Below are 16,810 nucleotides of genomic sequence, written 5' to 3'. Positions count from 1 at the left end.
TAATTGCGCTTATGCAAAGGTTGGCATAAGCGCAAGAACTGGCTCTTCGCGGGTAGCCTGCGGGCGGGCCAGCGCGCGGCTGCCGTCATGAGCCTGATCCAGTCCGCGCGACTGAATGGCCACGAGCCCTTCGCGTACCTGAAGGATGTGCTCGAAAGACTGCCGAGCCAGCCCTACAGCAGGATTGGCGAACTGCTGCCGCATCGCTGGCAGCCAGCCGTCAGCGTCTGAGCGAAACGGCAAGACGGGTTCGCCGGGCGCTTACCCCTGACCTGCCCCCGTCCTTAGTACCAACGCTTGGTTAGCAAAGGCCCGGAATTTCACTCTTGCGGAGCAGGCAGACGGGTGGTCCCAAGCGTCGTGCCCGCTGTCTTGTGGGGATGGCGGGTGCTGTGCGGCGTACAGACGCCACTTGCCTCAGCCAGAAGCACTGACTTTCAGCCATTCAATGTCGCGGGGTGTCTGCTGCGATGTTCAGGTTGTGGCGTCCAGCAGTGCTTCGAGTTCGGCTGGTGACACAGGGCGACTGAGGAGGTAGCCCTGATATTCGGCGCAGCGGGCACCGCGAAGGTGGGTGAGTTGAGTCTCGTTCTCCACGCCTTCGGCGATGACATCGAGACCCAGGTTGCGGGCCATGGACAGGATGGTGGCGACGATGGCGACGTCGTCGCGGTCGTCGGGGATGCCCTCGACGAAGCTGCGGTCGATCTTGAGGCGGTCGACGGGCAGCTTCTTCAAGTAGCTGAGCGAGGAGTAGCCAGTGCCGAAGTCGTCGATCGCCAGTGTTACGCCGAGCGATTTCAGATCACGCAAGGTGGCGATGCACTGTTCGACGCGTTGCAGGAGGTGGCCTTCGGTGATCTCGAGCTCAAGCTGCGTGGGCGACAGTCCTGTTGTCCCGAGTACCTCGCGCACGAGCTCGACCAGACCGTCGCGCGAGATCTGCTGACCGGACAGGTTAACCGCGATTCGCAGACTGCGCCCCTGTTTTTCCCACTGATAAGCTTGCGCGCAGGCCGCGTTGAGCACCCACGCGCCGATCTTGCTGATGAGGCCTATTTCTTCCGCGAGGGGTATGAAGCGGTCGGGCGGAACGAGTCCCCGAGTCGGGTGTTGCCAGCGCACCAGGGCCTCGACACCGACAATGCGACCGGTGGCGCAGTCGGCTTGCGGCTGATAGACGAGGCGCAGCTCACCACGCTCGACGGCCTGGCGCAGATCACGTTCGAGTTCGAAGCGTTCGCGGCTCTGACTGGCTTGCTCGGGGGTGAAGAACTGGAAGGTGTTGCGCCCGACTTCCTTTGCCCGATACATCGCCGAGTCGGCGCAGCGCACCAGCGTATCGATCGAGTCGCCATCGGTGGGGAACAGGCTGATGCCGATGCTTGCGCCGATGAAGAGGTCGTGGCCGTCCACCCGCGATGGCGTTTCCAGCGCGTCGAGCAGTTTCCGGGCGACACGGGCCGCATCGTCGGCGCCACCGAGTTCTTCCAGGATCACGACGAATTCGTCGCCGCCGATGCGAGAGAGGGTGTCCTCCTCGCGCAAGGCGGTGGCAAAGCGTTCGGCGACAATTCTCAACAATGCGTCGCCGACAGGATGCCCGAGGCTGTCGTTGACGTACTTGAAGCGGTCGAGGTCGATGAACAGGACGGCAAGCGAGGTTCCGTGCCTTCGTGCGCGATCGAGTCCGTGCGCCAGACGGTCGGTGAGCAGGGTGCGGTTCGGGAGGTCGGTGAGGGGGTCGTGATGCGCGAGGTGGCGAATCCGTTCCTCGGCCTGCTTCTTTTCGCCGATATCGGTGAACATGCAGACATAGTGGCGGATGACGCCACTGGCATCGCGAACCGGGGTGACGCTCTGCCAGGCGGGAAAGACCTCGCCGGAACAGCGCAGGAGCTCGGTCTCGCCCTGCCAGCCGTTGTGCGCATCGACGCGCTGCCACAGCAGTTCGTCGCATGAGGCGCGCTTTTCGGGACGGAACAGCGCCTCGCACAGCGGTTTTCCGTGCAGTTTGGACTGGCCATAGCCGGTGATGCGCACGCTCGCGCGATTGGCTTCGATGATGCGGTGCGAAGCATCCATGATGAGGACGGCCTGCGGGCTGGCGTCGAACACGCTGGCGGCAAGCAGCCGACTTTCGCCGAGCTCGGCAAGGTCGCGCGCCTGCTGCAGCACGCGTTCGGCCATGGGGCGGATGGTGCGTGCGGTAAGCACGGCGCCGGCACTGACCAGCAGTGCGATCATCGACAGTGGCAGCAGGATCTGCCACAGCACGGGGCGGTAGAAGTCGGTCGCCGGGATCGAGTAGGCGAAGCTCCAGCCCGGCATCTCGCGGATGGCCGTGTAGAACACAATTTCGTCGGGACCGTTCTGTGCTACATGCTGCTGGCCTGCCGGGCCATCGACTGCGCGACGCAGATAGCCTGGCGCTGACTCGGTGGTGTCGAACACACGGACGACGGTACCGCTCGGCCCAAGTTCTACGGTGGTACCGCTTTCGCCGTTGAATACCAGCAGCCGGGTGCGTGGTAGCGAGCCATGCGCGCGCGTCAGTGGGGCCTGCAATTGCGACAGCCCGAAGGCGAGGACGTCTGTCCCGACACGTTCGCCATCGCGTGACAGGATTGGCGCACTGACCAGCAGATGGGGCCCGGCGGCGGTCGCGACCGGCCCGGTGCGTCGGGTGGCGATGGGGTCCTGGCCGGCGAGAGCCTGGGCAGCGTCCGGCAGCGCGATACCGAGTTCGAGTACCGGGTTTCCTTCCGCATCGAAGCGGACCATGCCGGCGATGTTTCCCGCCTGGTCAAGCGCCTCGCGAATGCGTGGCGCCGAGAACTGGGCCATCTCCGCCAGGCTGATTTCCCAGCGGTTGTACTCGGCCAGCTTGTCGCGCACGGCACTGCGGCTTGCAATCTGTCGGGCAAGCTCAGTGGCCTTCTCGAGAAACTGGCCAACCGCCTGCGCCTGCGCGCGCACGCCTTCCATGTGCGAGCTGGATACCAGCGTGTGCGCATGGCGATACATCGGGATCGCGGTGGCAAGCGCCACGAGCAGGCCCGTGATGAGAATACCCATCACGGCAAAGCGGTGAATGCGCCGCTGCAGGTGAACGCTTTGATCCAGATTCATGCGCGGCCGATGCGGATCTTCTCTTGAGTCGAGCCACTATGCTGCCACGGATGTCATCGACTGCCCATCCCGGGTGGATGAGCAGGCGGCGGAAGTCACCAGCTCAAAGGAACTTCTGCACGCATGCCGCCTGCCAGTGGCTCATGCCGGGGCCTTGGGTGCAGGTAGCGGCACGACCGGCAGGTGCTTCACTGCCTTCACCAGGATCTTGTAGATGTCCATGTCGAACGTCGGCCGGCCGCGTTCGAGCACATCGGCCAGTTCGCCTTCTTCGCGCGCACTGCCGAGATAGCGCCAGCCGTCGACAACGTGAAGCGTCGCTCCCTCGCGCAGGCCGATCGGCCCCGTCCACGACCAGCTCTCGAGCCTCAGGCCGTGCAACGCTTCGATCAGGCGCAGGCCGTGTGCGGCGGGCGCCTCGCCGCCGTTACAGGCGCCTCGGCAGCGCTTGAGCTGGAAGTCGAAGCAGCGCGCACCGGCGGTGTGCTTTTCGAGCCCCAGCAACGGCGGGCACAACGCGTGGTCGCGGGCGAGTGCGCGCAGGCGGTTGATGGCCTCGCGCCGGCTGCGGAACAGGCCGAAAAGATCGTCGTGCCGGCCGAAGTCGAGGTCGACCGCGTGCAGGAGTTCGAGTCGCCAGTCGCCGACGATGTCGGTCGCGAGCCGCCAGGTGCAAAGGTCACGGTTGCGTCGCAGCAGGCGGTTGTGGGTGGGCTGGAGTTGTTTGATGAGCTCCGCCTCTTTCAGCAGCGCGCCGATCTCGCCAGCGGTCTCGATCCAGTCGATGCGTCGTACCTGCTGGCTCAGGCTCAGTTCGCGGTCGCTCTGGTGGTCCGCGGCAAAGTGCGACAGCACTCGGCTGCGCAGGCGCGTGCTCTTGCCGACGTAGAGCGGCAGGCTGGCCTGGCCATCGCGCTCGCCGTAGAAGAGATAGACGCCCGGGGCGTCGGGCAGGCCGGCAAGTTGCTCGGCGTCCAGGTGCGGCGGCAGGCTCGGATGGCCGATGAGCTCGCGCACCTGCTGTTCGATGTGGCCGGGCGCGAAACGATCGTGGATCTTCTGCCAGAACTGCCACAGCAGTGTGGCGTCGCCCAGCGCACGGTGGCGGTCACTGACAACCAGCCCGTGGCGCGTGATGAGGTGGTCCAGCCCGTGATGGCGATGCTCAGGGAACAGCCGCCGCGACAGCTTGACCGTGCACAGTACCTGCGGCCGGATGTCGAGCCCGGCGCGGCGAAAGGCCGCGCGCAGGTGACCGTGGTCGAAGCGCGCGTTGTGGGCGATGAAGAGCCGGCCGTCCAGACGATCGAAAACCTCGTCCGCGATCTCCGCGAACCGGGGGGCGTCGGCCACCATGTCGTTGTCGATGCCGGTCAGGCGCTGGATGTAATCCGGGATGCCCGATGCCGGACGGACCAGCGTGGACCACTCGCGCACGCCGTCCTCGTCGACCTGGACGATGCCGATCTCGGTGATCGATTCAAGCTGCGCGGGGCCGCCGTTGGTCTCGATATCGACGAAGGCGAGGCCGCCGGGAGCGGCGCGAAGGAGGGGGGGCACGCTTGCTGAAGACACGCGGCAATAGACTGGGCCACGACGCGGAAGGTTTCCGGCGCTCTGAGGCTCGTCGTGAACGTCAGCGCGCGCTGAACCCCGCGTCCTCGACGGCCTGGTAGATGTCGGCCGAGGAGACGAAGGCGCCGTGCTCGATCGTTGCCTGTCCGGTTTCGAGCGAGATCTCGAGATAGCTGATGCCCGGTAGGTCCTGTATGGCGTTGGTGACCAGGCGCAGGCATTGCTCGTCGCGCATGCCGTCGATCGTCAGGGTGGTGGTCTGCATCGTTTGAATTCCGCGCGAAATAGCCTGCATGGTGTCCCCAGGACGGCCTCGACGCAAGCGGGCGGCAGGTCGCGGCATGCCCGCTTCGCCGCGACGAATGACGGCCAAGTGTTGAATAGTGGGCGCTCATTCCCCGCTTTGGGTGCGACAATCGCAAATCGCCGTTTTTTCGGCCTGCCTCGTACCGTGTCGGTGCAAGTCGGGTCCTTTGCCGATGTCCCAACAAGATTGCCTGCGCCGCGTCCTTGACGATTCCCTGCATCTCGCGGCGAACGATGCTGTTTGCGTGGGCGCGATTGCCCGTGCCGACCTGCTCGAGTGCTCGCCCGAACTGCCCGTGTTCGAGGCGGCACGCCTGATGAGCGAGCGTCGCGTCAGCTCCATCGTCGTCGTCGATGACGACGATGTGGTGGGCATCTGGACCGAACGCGATGCGCTCGCCATCGACTTCCGTGATGTGCGCGCATTCTCGCGGCCGATTCGCAGCGTGATGAGCACGCCGGTGCGCACCGTGTCGGCAACGATCGGTCTGCATGAACTCGCGCTGCGCTTCCGCGAGGAGCATGTGCGCCACTACCTGGTCGAGAATGATCAGGGTCGACCCTGCGGCATCGTCTCGCAATCCGATGTCGTGCTCAACCAGGGGGTCGAGCACTACCTGCGCCTGCGCAAGGTGGAGTCCTTGGTCAAGGGCGGGCTGCGCACCCTGCCGGCGGACGCCCTGCTCGGCGAGGCCACGCGCTGCATGCGTGAGCATGCGACCGACGCCATCGTGGTCGATTTCGGACCCGAGGCAGCCGAGGATCCGTTGGGCCGCTACGGCATCCTCACCGAGCGCGACGTCACGCGCATGGTGGCGCAGTGCGAGGCCGAGCAGCCACTCTACGCGGTCGCGAACCGGCCCTTGCTGACAGTGCAGGAGCACGACAGCCTCTACCGCGTGCGCACGCTGCTCGCCGAGCGTCGCTTCCGCCACATCGGCGTGCTGCGGGAGGACGGCACCCTGGCCGACCTGATCAGCTTCGGTGACATCATCGGCGGCATGGAGCTGGCCTACCTGCACGAGCTGCAGCACGCGCTGCAGGCGCGCGACCAGGCGCTGCACTCGTCGCAGCGCAGCCTGCGTCTGGCCGAGAAGGTGATCGAGAATTCGCTCGAAGGCGTCATGGTGACCGATGCCGAATCACGCATCGTGTCGGTGAATCCCGCCTTCTGCCGCCTCACCGGCTACAGCGCCGAGGAAGTCGTCGGCAAACGCCCCTCGATGCTGTCCTCGGGGCGCCATGACGGCGCCTTCTATGCCCGCATGTGGGAACGGCTCAAGGCCGAGGGGCAGTGGGAGAGCGAGATCTGGAACCGGCGCAAATCGGGTGAGATCTATCCCGCGCTGCTGCACATCGCGGCGATCACCGACAACGACGGTACGCTGACCCACTATGCGGCGCTGTTTACCGACATCAGCCCGCTGAAGGAAACCGAGGCGCGCATCCGCGACCTTGCCTATTACGACCCGCTGACCGGCCTGCCCAACCGCCGCCTGCTCGAAGACCGCCTGGCGGTCGAGCTGGCGCATGCATCGCGCTCGGGCAAGCGGCTGGCGGTGATGTTTGTCGATCTCGACCGCTTCAAGCGCATCAACGACAGCCTCGGCCACGAGATTGGCGACCACCTGCTGATCGAAGTGTCGAAGCGCTTGCGCGCCTGCCTGCGCGAGGACGACACCGTCGCGCGCATGGGTGGCGACGAGTTCCTGATCGTGCTGTGCAACCTCGACGGGCCCGAGGACGCGGTGGTGACCGCGCGCCGCATCGTCGAGGCGTTGCGCCGGCCGGTGGTCATCGACGGTCGCGAGCTGGTGGTGACGACCAGCATCGGCATCAGCATCTGCCCCGATGACTCGAAGAACGCGACCACGCTGATCAAGAACGCGGACGTGGCGATGTACCGCGCCAAGGAAGACGGGCGCAACAGCTACCAGCTCTACCAGCCGGCGATGAACGCCCGCTCGCTCGAGCATCTGGCGCTGGAGACCGCGCTGCATGGTGCGCTCAAGCGCGACGAGCTGCTGCTGCATTTCCAGCCGCTGATCGATCTGGAGACCGGCACGGTCGTCGCCGCCGAGGCCTTGCTGCGCTGGTGCCACCCCGAGCTCGACCTGGTGTCGCCGGCGGACTTCATTCCGCTGGCCGAGGAAACCGGGCTCATCGTGCCGATCGGCGAATGGGTGCTGCGCAATGCCTGCGAGCATCACCGCGCGTGGCGCGAGGCGGGTCGTGGCGAGCTGCGCATGATGGTGAACATTTCGGCCCGCCAGTTCCGCGACGACGCCTTCGTCGATGTCGTGGACCGCGTGCTGCAGGAGACCGGCATGCCGCCGGCGCTGCTGACGCTCGAGGTGACCGAGACCATGCTGATGGACGACGTCGATTCGTCGATCGTGCGCATGCACCGGCTGCGGGCGCTGGGGGTCAATCTGGCGCTCGACGACTTCGGTACCGGGTATTCGTCGCTGGCCTACCTGAAGCGCTTCCCGATCGAGGAACTCAAGATCGACCGCCTGTTCGTGCGCGGCATTGACCGCAACACACGCGATGCTGCGCTGGTGGCGGCCATCATCTCGCTTGGGCACAGCCTGGGCTTGCGCGTCGTGGCCGAAGGCGTCGAGAGCGAAGATCACCTCAAGGTGCTGCGCGAGCAGGGCTGCGATGTGGCCCAAGGCTTCCACTTCAGCGTGCCCTTGGCCTGGCCGGCCTTCATGGCCCTGGGCTAGCGCGCGGCCTCGAGCGCCTGCCAGGCGGCCCGTACGACCTCGGCGCCGTAGCGCCGTTCCAGCCGGCGCACCGTGAAGTGGCCGCGGCTGACGTCCTGGAAGTGGTTCATGAACATCAGGTTGATGCCGGCGCCAGCCGCCGCGCCGATCCCAGGCACCAGCATGCCGGCGGCCTTCTGCGTCAGCTGTACCTTGTAGCGCGCGGCCACCAGCGTGATCAGCCGCACCAGCGCCGGCGCGCCTTCGCTTGTCAGCCCCTTCTCCGCCAGATGGCGGGCGGCCTCGCCCACCGTTGTCGCCAGCGCCGCGCGGACAGCGTAGTAGCCGGACTCCGCCGCGTCGTCGCTGCGGCTGCTGCCGCCAAGCGCGAACACTTCCAGCGCGGCCAGCCGCGTCCGGGCGTTGCCGATGTCCTCCCCCTCGGCGCGGGCGATGTCGAGGATGGCGCGCATGATCAGCACCGTCGACACCGGGATCTCCACCGCCAGTCCGGCCAGGCCGAAGGCGCCACCAGCGCCGCCGCTGACCGAACCGAGCAGCTTGTGAAGGCGCGGCGAGGCGTCGCGCGCTTCGGGCTTGAGTGTCTTCGCCGCCGTGTCCATCGCCTTCAGCAGCGCGTCGTGTGCGATCGCACCGACCTTGCCGCGCCAGCTTGCGGGCAGGTGCGCCATGCCCTTCTCGAGCGGGCTGCCGACGAGGCTGCTGAGCCGTGCGGTCAGGCTCGGGCGCTCGAGCAGCGCGCGGGCGCGGGCGAGGGTGTCGAGGTCGGCGGGGGAGAGCAGCGGTGTGGTCATGCGGGCCGCGTTGGGGCGAACGTCACTGTTCGGTCAGACGCGCGCCGGCGTCCTGCGTTCCGCAACACCGTGCCGGCGCTTCAGGACGGCTTGCCGGTCTCGAGCGACTGCAGGATCGCCGCGCCCAGCACCGCTGCCGACTGCGCACCCGACACCGCCAGCTTGCGGTTGAGGATGAAGAAGGGCACCCCCTCGATGCCTTGCTTGCGCACGCCCTCGGCCATGCGCTTGACCTTGTCGATGTCTTCACGGCCATCGAGGTAGGCACGCACCGCATCGCGACGCTCGCCGCACGCGGCGGCAATGTCAGCCAGCGTGTCCTTGTCGCCGATGTCGCGGCCCTCCTGGAAGTGGGCGGCAAACAGCGCGCTCGCCAGCATGCGGATGCGTGCGGGCGTCTGGCCGATGGACTGGGCGCGGTACATCAGGCGGTGCGCCTGCAAGGTGTTGGGTCGGGTCTGGATGCGCTCGAAGGCGTACTGCAGGCCGTCGTCGGCGGCGGCGTCACGCACCTGGTCGAGCACCGCCTCGGCCTTGATCGGGCCGCCGAACTTGGTTTCGAGGAATTCGCGGTAAGGTTCGCCGGCCGCGGGCGTGTCCGGGTTGAGGAAGAAGGGCAGCCAGTTGACGCGCACGTCGAGGTCGGGGCGCGAAGCCTTCAGTTCCTCTAGGGCGCGGTCAAGCCGCACCTTGCCGAGGAAGCACCAGGGACAGACGAAGTCGGAAACGAGGTCGATGTTCAGGATCATGGCGTCGGGCCGTGTGGGGGCGGGCAGAAGGCGGCAGCGTAGCCGCTCTGCCGCGCGAGGTCAGAGAAAGCGCGCGATGAAGCAGGGCTGTGCGGGATCGGCGCCCGGCGGCAAGGGCAGCCACACGCGCCGGCCGCTGCCCGGGATGCGCGTGACGGCGTCGCCGTTGGCGTCGACGATGCGGTCGAGCAGCAGTTCATGATTGCCGCCCGGTTGCACGAACTCCAGCCGGTCGCCAACGCCGAAGCCGTTCTTGACCTCGACTTCGGCCAGGCCGCGTGCGGCGTCCCAGCCAACCACCTCGCCCACCAGCAGGCTGCGGCCCGATTCGGAGTGGCCGCGCAGGTAGTTCTGGTGTTCGGGCGTGGAATGACGCTGGTAGAACCCGTCGGTGTAGCCGCGGCTGGCCAGCCCTTCGAGCTCGCCGAGCAGGCGCGGGTCGAAGGGGCGCCCGGCGACCGCGTCCTCGATCGCGCGCCGGTAGCCCTGGGCCGCGCGGGCGACGTAGTAGGGGCTCTTGGTGCGGCCCTCGATCTTCAGCGAATCGACGCCGATCTCCACCAGGCGCTGCACGTGCTCGATGGCGCGCAAGTCCTTGGAGTTGAGGATGTAGGTGCCGTGCTCGTCTTCTTCGATCGGCATCAGCTCGCCGGGGCGGGTGCCCTCTTCCAGCAGCCAGACCTTGCTGCCGCCGATGTGGCGCGGCCCGCCGCCCAGCGCGAGGCCCTGCACGGTGTCGAGCTTGCTGCGGGTGGCGGTGCCGACCGCGCCAGCGTCCCTGGGATTGCCGATCGGCGTGTTGCCGCGGGCCTGCAGGTCGCCGGCGCCGTCTTCGCCCGCCTCGTGCAGCTTGTAGTCCCAGCGGCAGCTATTGGTGCACGTGCCCTGGTTGGGGTCGCGGTGGTTGAAGTAGCCCGACAGCAGGCAGCGGCCGGAGTAGGCGATGCACAGGGCACCATGGACGAACACCTCGAGCTCCATGTCCGGACAGGCGTCGCGGATCTCGGCGACCTCGTCCAGCGACAGCTCGCGCGACAGGATGATGCGCTTCACCCCCATGGACTGCCAGAAGCGCACCGAGGCGTAGTTGGTGGTGTTGGCCTGCACCGACAGGTGGATGTCCGTCTCCGGCCAGCGCTCGCGCACCATCATCATCAGGCCGGGGTCGGCCATGATCAGCGCATCGGGCTTCATGGCCATCACCGGCGCCATGTCGTCCTCGAAGCTGCGGATCTTGGCGTTGTGCGGGTAGATGTTGGCGACCAGGTAGAACAGCTTGCCGGCGGCGTGGGCCTCGTCGATGCCGGCGGCGAGCGTGTCGAGCTGGCCGAAGCTGTTGTTGCGCACGCGCAGCGAATAGCGCGGCTGCCCGGCATACACCGCGTCGGCGCCGTAGGCGAAGGCGGTGCGCATCATGTCGAGGGTGCCGGCGGGCGCGAGCAGTTCGGGGCGGCGGTGAAGGGGTGTGGGCATCGAACCGGACTCTTGGTCTTGAAGGCGGGCATTCTAGCCGAGTGTGCCGGTTGCGCCGTCCGCAGGGCGCAGGCCTTTTCAGCTGGTTGCGGTGCCGGCCATGCCGCCCAGATGGTGGGCGGCGCGGTGGAGATGCGACAGGAAGTGGCGGACCATGACGGACATGGCCATTTCCTCGCGCACCATCACGCCCAGCGTGAGCCGCAGCGGACCTTCCTGCAGCGGGACGACGTCGAAGTAGCTCGAGGTCACCGGGTGTCGGGCGAGGGGGGCCGGCATCAGCCCGATGAAGTCGCCCGAGCCGAGCAGGGCGAGCAGCGCCAGGGTCGAATTGACCGTGGCGGCCACCGGCGGCGGGGGCAGGCCGTTGCGGCTGAACAGTTCGCGGGCGTAGCCGGTGGCGCCAGACAAGCCCGTGTACACCCAGCGCGCCTCGCTCAGTTCGGCCAGCCGGGTGCAGCGGGCCTGCGGATGGCCCTTGCGTACCGCCACCACCATGTCGATCGGCAGCAGGGGCTCGACCAGGTATTCGCCCTGCGCCAGGCCTTCCGGGATCGGGCCGATGGCGACGTCGGCCTCGCCCTTGCGCAGGTAGGCGAGCTGGGCGATGTAGAGCTCCTCGCTGATGCGCAGGCGCATTTCGGGGAACTGCTGGCTGAAGGTACGCACGGCTTCGGGCAGCACGAGCATCACCGCCAGGGGAACGGCGGCGATGCTCAACTCGCCCACCATGCGTCCGCCGAGCTGGCCGATCTCCTCGACCGCCCGGGTCAGCTCGCGGTCGGCCGCGCTGGCGCGCTCGTACAGCACCTTGCCCTGGGCGGTCGGGATGACGCCGCGCGTCGAACGCACGACGAGGGACGCGCCAAGCTCGACCTCCAGTTCGCGCAGCATCTTGCTCAGCGCCGGCTGCGACAGGCCGAGCCGGGCGGCCGCCTTGCGCAGGCTGCCGTCGTTGATTGCGGCCACGTAGGCCTGGAGTGCGGAGAGTTTCATGGTGTTGTGATAACCGCCGGTTATCGCGCTACTGATCCAGACATCTTATCCACAGTGGGATGCCTGTCTAGACTCTGCACGCACTTCGGGCTCGGGCGGCTGGTCTCGCCCGCGGCACACGATCGACCAGGAAGGAGACACCTGCATGGCACGCATCATCGGCGGCATCGCCTGCTCGCACACACCGACCATCGGCTTCGCGTTCGACAAGAACAAGCAGGACGATCCGGTCTGGAAACCGATCTTCGACGGCTTCGCGCCGGTTCGTCAGTGGGTGAAGGACACGCAGCCCGATGTGCTGCTCTTCATCTACAACGACCACGTCACGTCGTTCTTCTTCGACCACTACTCGGCGTTCGCGTTGGGGATCGGCGACCACTACGCTGTGGCCGACGAGGGCGGCGGCGCGCGCGACCTGCCGCCGGTGGCGGGCCATCCCGGACTGGCGCAGCACATCGGCCATTCGCTGATGGCGGACGAGTTCGACATGTCCTTCTTCCAGGACAAGCCCTTGGACCACGGTTGCTTCTCGCCCTTGTCGATGCTGTGCCCGCATGAACCGGCGTGGCCGGTTTCGATCGTGCCGCTGCAGGTCGGCGTGCTGCAGTTCCCGATCCCCACAGCGCGGCGCTGCTTCCGGCTTGGGCAGGCCTTGCGTCGTGCGATCGAGAGCTATCCGGAAGACCTCGCGGTCGCGATCGTCGCCACCGGCGGCCTGTCGCACCAGGTGCACGGTGAGCGGGCCGGGTTCAACAACACGCCTTGGGACGAGCAGTTCCTGGCGCTGTTCGAGCATGACCCGGTACGGCTGACGGAGCTGACTCAGGCCGAATACGCCACGCTCGGCGGGCTGGAAGGGGCCGAGGTGATCATGTGGCTGGTCATGCGCGGCGCCCTGTCCGCCTCGGTGAACAAGATCCACCAGACCTATTACCTGCCGTCGATGACCGGCATCGCCACCGCGATCTACGAGAACCGGGCCGCCCCCGCGGTCGCGGGCGAGGTCGAGCGCCACCGCGCCCATGTTGCCACGCAACTGGCGGGCGCGCAGGCGCTGGCCGGCACCTATCCCTTCAGCCTGGCCACCAGCCAGCGCGCCTACCGCCTCAACCGCTTCCTGCACGACATGATCGTGCCGGCGCATCGCAAGCGCTTCCTCGCCGACGAGGAAGCGAGCTTCGAGGCCGCCGGGCTGATCGAGCAGGAGCGTGACCTGGTTCGCAGGCGGGACTGGCGTGGGCTGATCCACTATGGCGTGATCTTCTTCATGCTGGAAAAGCTCGGGGCTGTGCTGGGCGTGTCCAACCTGCACATCTATGCTGCCATGCGTGGAGAATCGCTCGAACAGTTCCAGCGCACCCGGAATGCGCCCGGGGCGCTGTACTCGGTCGCCGGCAGGGAAGCGCCTGCCCTCGATTGGGACGCCGGCAAGCGTCCCGAAACTGCATGACCCGACAATTCAAGCCCCGAGGAGGAGACATCGATGAAATCCCGTACCCTGATTGGCCTGCTGGCTGCCGCGCTGCTGCCTTTGCCCGCCGCCGCACAGGAGGTCGTGCTGAAGGTTTCGCACTTCCTGCCGCCCAGCTCGCTGGCCCAGACTCAGTTCATGCAACCCTGGTGCGACAAGATCGAGGCGGAGAGCAGGGGCCGCATGAAGTGCCAGATCTATCCGTCGATGCAGCTCGGCGGAACACCACCCCAATTGCTCAACCAGGTGCGCGACGGCGTGGCGGACATCGTGTGGACGCTGCCGGGCTACACGCCGGGCCGCTTCCCGGTGTCCGAAGTGTTCGAACTGCCGTTTTTCACGACCACGGCCGAAGCGTCCTCGCGCGCTTTGTGGGATTTCTCCCAGGCGCATGCCGCCAAGGAGTTCGCGGGCACCAAACCGATCGCGATCTGGGTGAATGGTCCTAACGTACTGCATCTGCGCAGCAAGCAGGTGAAGACGCTGGATGAGCTGAACGGCCTCAAGGTTCGTGCGCCGTCGCGCCTGGGCAACAAGATGCTGGCTGCACTGGGCGCAACGCCAGTGGGCATGCCGGTTCCGCAGATGGCCGAAAGCCTGTCCAAGGGGGTCATCGAGGGGGCGCTGGTGCCCTGGGAGGTGGTGCCGGCGACGAAGACGCAGGAGTTGACCCGCTACCACGCCGAGTTCAAGGGGCCCAAGGCGATGACTGTCGCCACGATGGTCTTCCTGATGAACGCGAAGAAGTATGAGAGCCTGCCCGACGATCTCAAGAAGGTGATCGACGACAACAGCGGTGCCGCAACCTCCGCCTGGGTCGCGACTCAGTTCATCAAGGCCGACGTCATCGGCCGTGAAGCCACCGTGGCCAACAACAACACCATCTACGCCATCGAGGGTGCGGAGTTGGCGCGTTGGGAAGCCGCGACCCGCCCGGTCGTCCAGGGCTGGATTGAGGAGCTCAGCGCCACCGGTGTCGACGGCAAGGCCATGCATGACGCCGCGGCGGCGCTGGTAGCGCGCTACAGCAAGAACTGAGCGCGCCGCGCGATGCGTTCGGGCCATCCACGCACGGTCTCGTGCGCGGATGGCCCGTCTTGTTTGTGGCGCAATGCGTTCAGGTCTTGGGGCGCAGCCAGTCCAGCACACCGTGCGCGGCCGCCGCTCCGCTGGCGAAGCAGGCGGTCAGCAGGTAGCCGCCGGTCGGCGCTTCCCAGTCGAGCATCTCGCCGGCGATGAAGACGCCGGGCCGGACTCGCAGCATCAGGTGGGCATCGAGCGCCTCGAAACGCACGCCGCCTGCGCTGCTGATGGCTTCGTCGAGCGGACGCGGCGCCGTCAGCCGCAGCGGCAGGGCCTTGATGCCGGCCGCCAGGCGCAAGGGGTCGTCGAAATCGTCCCTGGAGAGGCATTCACGCAGCAAGGCGGCCTTGATGCCCTTGATGCCGGCCTGTCCCTGCAGGTGGCTGGCCATCGAGCGGCTGCCGCGCGGGCGTGCGAGGTCCGCCCCAAGGCGTTCGAGGCTTCGGCCGGGGGCGAGATCGAGTCGCAGCGTGACCTCGCCCTGCGCGGCGATCGCGTCGCGCAGCGGCGCGGAAAGGGCGTAGATCAGACCGCCTTCGATGCCGGTGGCGGAGACGAGGCATTCGCCGGCCCGCTCCTGTGCTTGGCCAGAGGCATCGGTGAAGCGGGCCACGACCGATTTCAGCGGCTGGCCGCGGAAGCGTTCCAGAAAATGCGCGCTCCAGCCCGTGCCGCCTTCGCCGCCCGCGGCGACGTCGAAGCCGCAATTTGCCGGCCGCAGCTCGGCAACGTCGGTGCCGGTGGCGCGCAGCAGCGGCACCCAGGCCCCGTCCGAGCCGAACTTGGCCCAGCTGCCGCCGCCAAGGGCGAGGAGCAGGGCGTCGGTCTCGACCCGGCGCTCGCCCTCGGGCGTTGCGAAGCGCAGGTGCTGGCGCAGCGGTGTGTCGCTGGTCGGTGCGTCGTTCGTTGGGTTGGGACCGTCATCGCCATCGCTGTCGGCCCAGCCGAGCCAGCGGTGGCGCACGGCGAACTGCACGCCCGCGGCGCGCAGGCGTGTCAGCCAGGCGCGCAGCAGCGGGGCGGCCTTCATCTCGCGCGGGAAGATGCGGCCCGAGGTCCCGACAAAGGTGTCCACCCCCAGTCCGTGTGCCCAGTCCTGCAGCGCCTGCGGACCAAAGGCCTGCACCATGGGCACGAGCACCTCGCGCCGCGCACCGTAGCGCGACAGGAAGGCGTCCAGCGCCTCGCTGTGGGTCAGGTTCAGGCCGCCACGTCCGGCGAGCAGGAACTTGCGCCCGACCGAGGGCATGGCGTCGAACACGGTCACGCGCACGCCTGCAGCAGCAAGCGTCTCTGCGGCGATCAGTCCCGCCGGACCGCCGCCGACGATGGCGACGTGTGGTGTCCTCGGCGGCGCAACGGGAGGGCGAGCGCCGGCGTTCATGACCTGGGTTCCGCCGCGTCTGCCGGGAAGATCAGGCTCATGATGCCGGTGCGAATCGGCGGCGGAAGCCTTCGGGCACCGCCGTCTTGCGCCGTTCGCCGTAGTCGAAGAACACGATGCCGGTCTTGCCGCGCGCGACTTCCCGTCCGCTGGCTTCATCGGTCAGGCGCCACACCAGGTCGCAGCCGAATTCGCTGAAGTCGTCGGCCGCCATCTCCACCACCATGGTCTCGCCGTGGAAGGCTTCGGAGCGGTACTGCACCGCCGCATCGGCGACGACGATGCCGACACCTTCGATGTCGAGCTCGGTGTAGCCCATCGATTTCAGGAAGCGCACCCGCCCCTCGGACACCAGGCCGAGCAGCTGCGCATTGTCGAGATGGCGCCCGTAGTTGATGTGCGAGATCAGCAGCGCAATGGCGGTGCGGAAGGGAAAGCGGTCGGGCAACTCGATGCGGACGCGGGCCATGGGGGCAGTTCCGGACGTAGACGTGAAGAGGCCCGAGCGTAACGGCCCGGGCCTCGACGTTGCAAGCAGCACGGCCTGTCGGCCGCAGCGGATCAGGCTTGCGGCGGAATGCGCAGCACCTGGCCCGGATAGATCTTGTCCGGGTGGGTCAGCATCGGCTTGTTGGCCTCGAAGATGGCCATGTACTTGTTGGCGTTGCCATAGAACTTCTTGGCGATCGCCGACAGGGTGTCGCCCCGCACAACGGTGTGGAATTGCGCTTCGGGTTCGCTGCGCGCCACGGCCATGCGGTCCTCGACCCTGGCGACGCCGGCGACGTTGCCCGCAGCAAGCAGGATCTTCTCGCGCGTCGCCTGGTCGGGCGCCGTGCCCGTGACCGTGACGACCGAGCTGGCGCCGTCGAAGCTGATCGCGAGGTCGGCCGGCGCAAGCTGCAGCGCGCTGATGTAATTGTGGATGGCCGCCGCCGCCTTGGCATTGGCCGCTGCAGGATCGGGCGCGGCTTGCGCTGCCTTGGCCTCACCGCCGCCGAACAGCTTCTCGCCCGCTTCCTTGACGAAATCGAAGAACCCCATTTTTGCCTCCGTGATCATCCGTATGACAGGGCACTCAGGATAGACGATTCATGGCGGGCGAGCGCATTTGCCGA

General features: G+C 67.3%; 13 protein-coding genes and 1 pseudogene. 4 read left to right on the top strand and 10 right to left on the bottom strand.

Features of this window, described 5'->3' with window-relative positions; translation table 11 throughout:
• Positions 1-30: 30 nt before the first annotated feature.
• A pseudogene (locus tag CGK74_RS01390) lies at positions 31-231 on the top strand (transposase domain-containing protein); the annotation flags it as partial.
• A 243-nt stretch (positions 232-474) separates the two neighbouring features.
• Here the strand turns inward: CGK74_RS01390 and CGK74_RS01385 are convergent.
• The 3 genes from CGK74_RS01385 to CGK74_RS01375 form a co-directional block, all read right to left on the bottom strand.
• Positions 475-3,132 (bottom strand): bifunctional diguanylate cyclase/phosphodiesterase, encoded by a 2,658-nt coding sequence (locus CGK74_RS01385; protein WP_094266736.1) that lies wholly within the window; start codon positions 3,130-3,132, stop codon positions 475-477.
• A gap of 141 nt (positions 3,133-3,273) precedes the next feature.
• Positions 3,274-4,692, bottom strand: a complete 1,419-nt coding sequence (locus tag CGK74_RS01380; protein WP_094266735.1) for a 3'-5' exonuclease family protein — start codon at positions 4,690-4,692, stop codon at positions 3,274-3,276.
• Between the two features lie 76 nt (positions 4,693-4,768).
• The gene (locus CGK74_RS01375; RefSeq protein ID WP_094266734.1) at positions 4,769-4,972 is read right to left on the bottom strand and encodes a heavy-metal-associated domain-containing protein; all 204 of its coding nucleotides are present in this window, start codon (positions 4,970-4,972) and stop codon (positions 4,769-4,771) included.
• A gap of 214 nt (positions 4,973-5,186) precedes the next feature.
• Here CGK74_RS01375 and CGK74_RS01370 point away from each other — a divergent pair, with 214 nt between their 5' ends.
• Positions 5,187-7,742: an EAL domain-containing protein gene (locus tag CGK74_RS01370; protein ID WP_094266733.1), complete on the top strand. Its 2,556-nt coding sequence runs from the start codon at positions 5,187-5,189 to the stop codon at positions 7,740-7,742.
• Here the strand turns inward: CGK74_RS01370 and CGK74_RS01365 are convergent.
• From CGK74_RS01365 to CGK74_RS01350, 4 genes are all read right to left on the bottom strand, one after another.
• Complete coding sequence (locus CGK74_RS01365) at positions 7,739-8,536, bottom strand: EcsC family protein (protein ID WP_094266732.1); 798 nt, start codon at positions 8,534-8,536, stop codon at positions 7,739-7,741. The genes CGK74_RS01370 and CGK74_RS01365 overlap by 4 nt on opposite strands.
• Positions 8,537-8,616: 80 nt before the next feature.
• Positions 8,617-9,285 (bottom strand): DsbA family oxidoreductase, encoded by a 669-nt coding sequence (locus tag CGK74_RS01360; RefSeq protein ID WP_094266731.1) that lies wholly within the window; start codon positions 9,283-9,285, stop codon positions 8,617-8,619.
• Positions 9,286-9,345: 60 nt separating this feature from the next.
• Entirely contained in the window at positions 9,346-10,758 is a 1,413-nt protein-coding gene (gene trhP / locus CGK74_RS01355; protein ID WP_094266730.1) for a prephenate-dependent tRNA uridine(34) hydroxylase TrhP, read from the bottom strand.
• 78 nt (positions 10,759-10,836) lie between these two features.
• Positions 10,837-11,754, bottom strand: coding sequence for a LysR family transcriptional regulator (locus CGK74_RS01350; RefSeq protein WP_094266729.1), 918 nt, complete (start codon positions 11,752-11,754; stop codon positions 10,837-10,839).
• A gap of 145 nt (positions 11,755-11,899) precedes the next feature.
• Here CGK74_RS01350 and CGK74_RS01345 point away from each other — a divergent pair, with 145 nt between their 5' ends.
• Both CGK74_RS01345 and CGK74_RS01340 read left to right on the top strand, forming a co-directional pair.
• On the top strand, positions 11,900-13,204 hold the full coding sequence (locus CGK74_RS01345; protein WP_094266728.1) for a gallate dioxygenase: 1,305 nt from the start codon (positions 11,900-11,902) through the stop codon (positions 13,202-13,204).
• A gap of 33 nt (positions 13,205-13,237) precedes the next feature.
• On the top strand, positions 13,238-14,263 hold the full coding sequence (locus CGK74_RS01340) for a TRAP transporter substrate-binding protein (RefSeq protein WP_094266727.1): 1,026 nt from the start codon (positions 13,238-13,240) through the stop codon (positions 14,261-14,263).
• Positions 14,264-14,342: 79 nt separating this feature from the next.
• On the opposite strand, the gene CGK74_RS01335 is transcribed toward CGK74_RS01340, so the two are convergent.
• The 3 genes from CGK74_RS01335 to lysM form a co-directional block, all read right to left on the bottom strand.
• Positions 14,343-15,692 (bottom strand): TIGR03862 family flavoprotein, encoded by a 1,350-nt coding sequence (locus tag CGK74_RS01335; protein ID WP_094266726.1) that lies wholly within the window; start codon positions 15,690-15,692, stop codon positions 14,343-14,345.
• A gap of 37 nt (positions 15,693-15,729) precedes the next feature.
• Complete coding sequence (locus tag CGK74_RS01330) at positions 15,730-16,161, bottom strand: acyl-CoA thioesterase (RefSeq protein WP_094266725.1); 432 nt, start codon at positions 16,159-16,161, stop codon at positions 15,730-15,732.
• Positions 16,162-16,253: 92 nt separating this feature from the next.
• Entirely contained in the window at positions 16,254-16,736 is a 483-nt protein-coding gene (lysM, locus tag CGK74_RS01325) for a peptidoglycan-binding protein LysM (protein WP_094266749.1), read from the bottom strand.
• Positions 16,737-16,810 lie beyond the last annotated feature (74 nt).

It is taken from the genome of Thauera propionica, assembly GCF_002245655.1.
GTDB classification, from domain to species: domain Bacteria; phylum Pseudomonadota; class Gammaproteobacteria; order Burkholderiales; family Rhodocyclaceae; genus Thauera; species Thauera propionica.
This window is presented reverse-complemented; position numbering and strand designations above follow the sequence as displayed.

Coding starts and splice junctions, on each gene's coding strand:
- CGK74_RS01385 (WP_094266736.1), bottom strand. CDS start 3,132: ATGAATCTGGATCAAAGCGTTCACCTGCAGCGGCGCATTCACCGCTTT.
- CGK74_RS01375 (WP_094266734.1), bottom strand. CDS start 4,972: ATGCAGACCACCACCCTGACGATCGACGGCATGCGCGACGAGCAATGC.
- CGK74_RS01370 (WP_094266733.1), top strand. CDS start 5,187: ATGTCCCAACAAGATTGCCTGCGCCGCGTCCTTGACGATTCCCTGCAT.
- CGK74_RS01365 (WP_094266732.1), bottom strand. CDS start 8,536: ATGACCACACCGCTGCTCTCCCCCGCCGACCTCGACACCCTCGCCCGC.
- CGK74_RS01360 (WP_094266731.1), bottom strand. CDS start 9,285: ATGATCCTGAACATCGACCTCGTTTCCGACTTCGTCTGTCCCTGGTGC.
- trhP (WP_094266730.1), bottom strand. CDS start 10,758: ATGCCCACACCCCTTCACCGCCGCCCCGAACTGCTCGCGCCCGCCGGC.
- CGK74_RS01350 (WP_094266729.1), bottom strand. CDS start 11,754: ATGAAACTCTCCGCACTCCAGGCCTACGTGGCCGCAATCAACGACGGC.
- CGK74_RS01345 (WP_094266728.1), top strand. CDS start 11,900: ATGGCACGCATCATCGGCGGCATCGCCTGCTCGCACACACCGACCATC.
- CGK74_RS01340 (WP_094266727.1), top strand. CDS start 13,238: ATGAAATCCCGTACCCTGATTGGCCTGCTGGCTGCCGCGCTGCTGCCT.
- CGK74_RS01335 (WP_094266726.1), bottom strand. CDS start 15,692: ATGAACGCCGGCGCTCGCCCTCCCGTTGCGCCGCCGAGGACACCACAC.
- CGK74_RS01330 (WP_094266725.1), bottom strand. CDS start 16,161: ATGGCCCGCGTCCGCATCGAGTTGCCCGACCGCTTTCCCTTCCGCACC.
- lysM (WP_094266749.1), bottom strand. CDS start 16,736: ATGGGGTTCTTCGATTTCGTCAAGGAAGCGGGCGAGAAGCTGTTCGGC.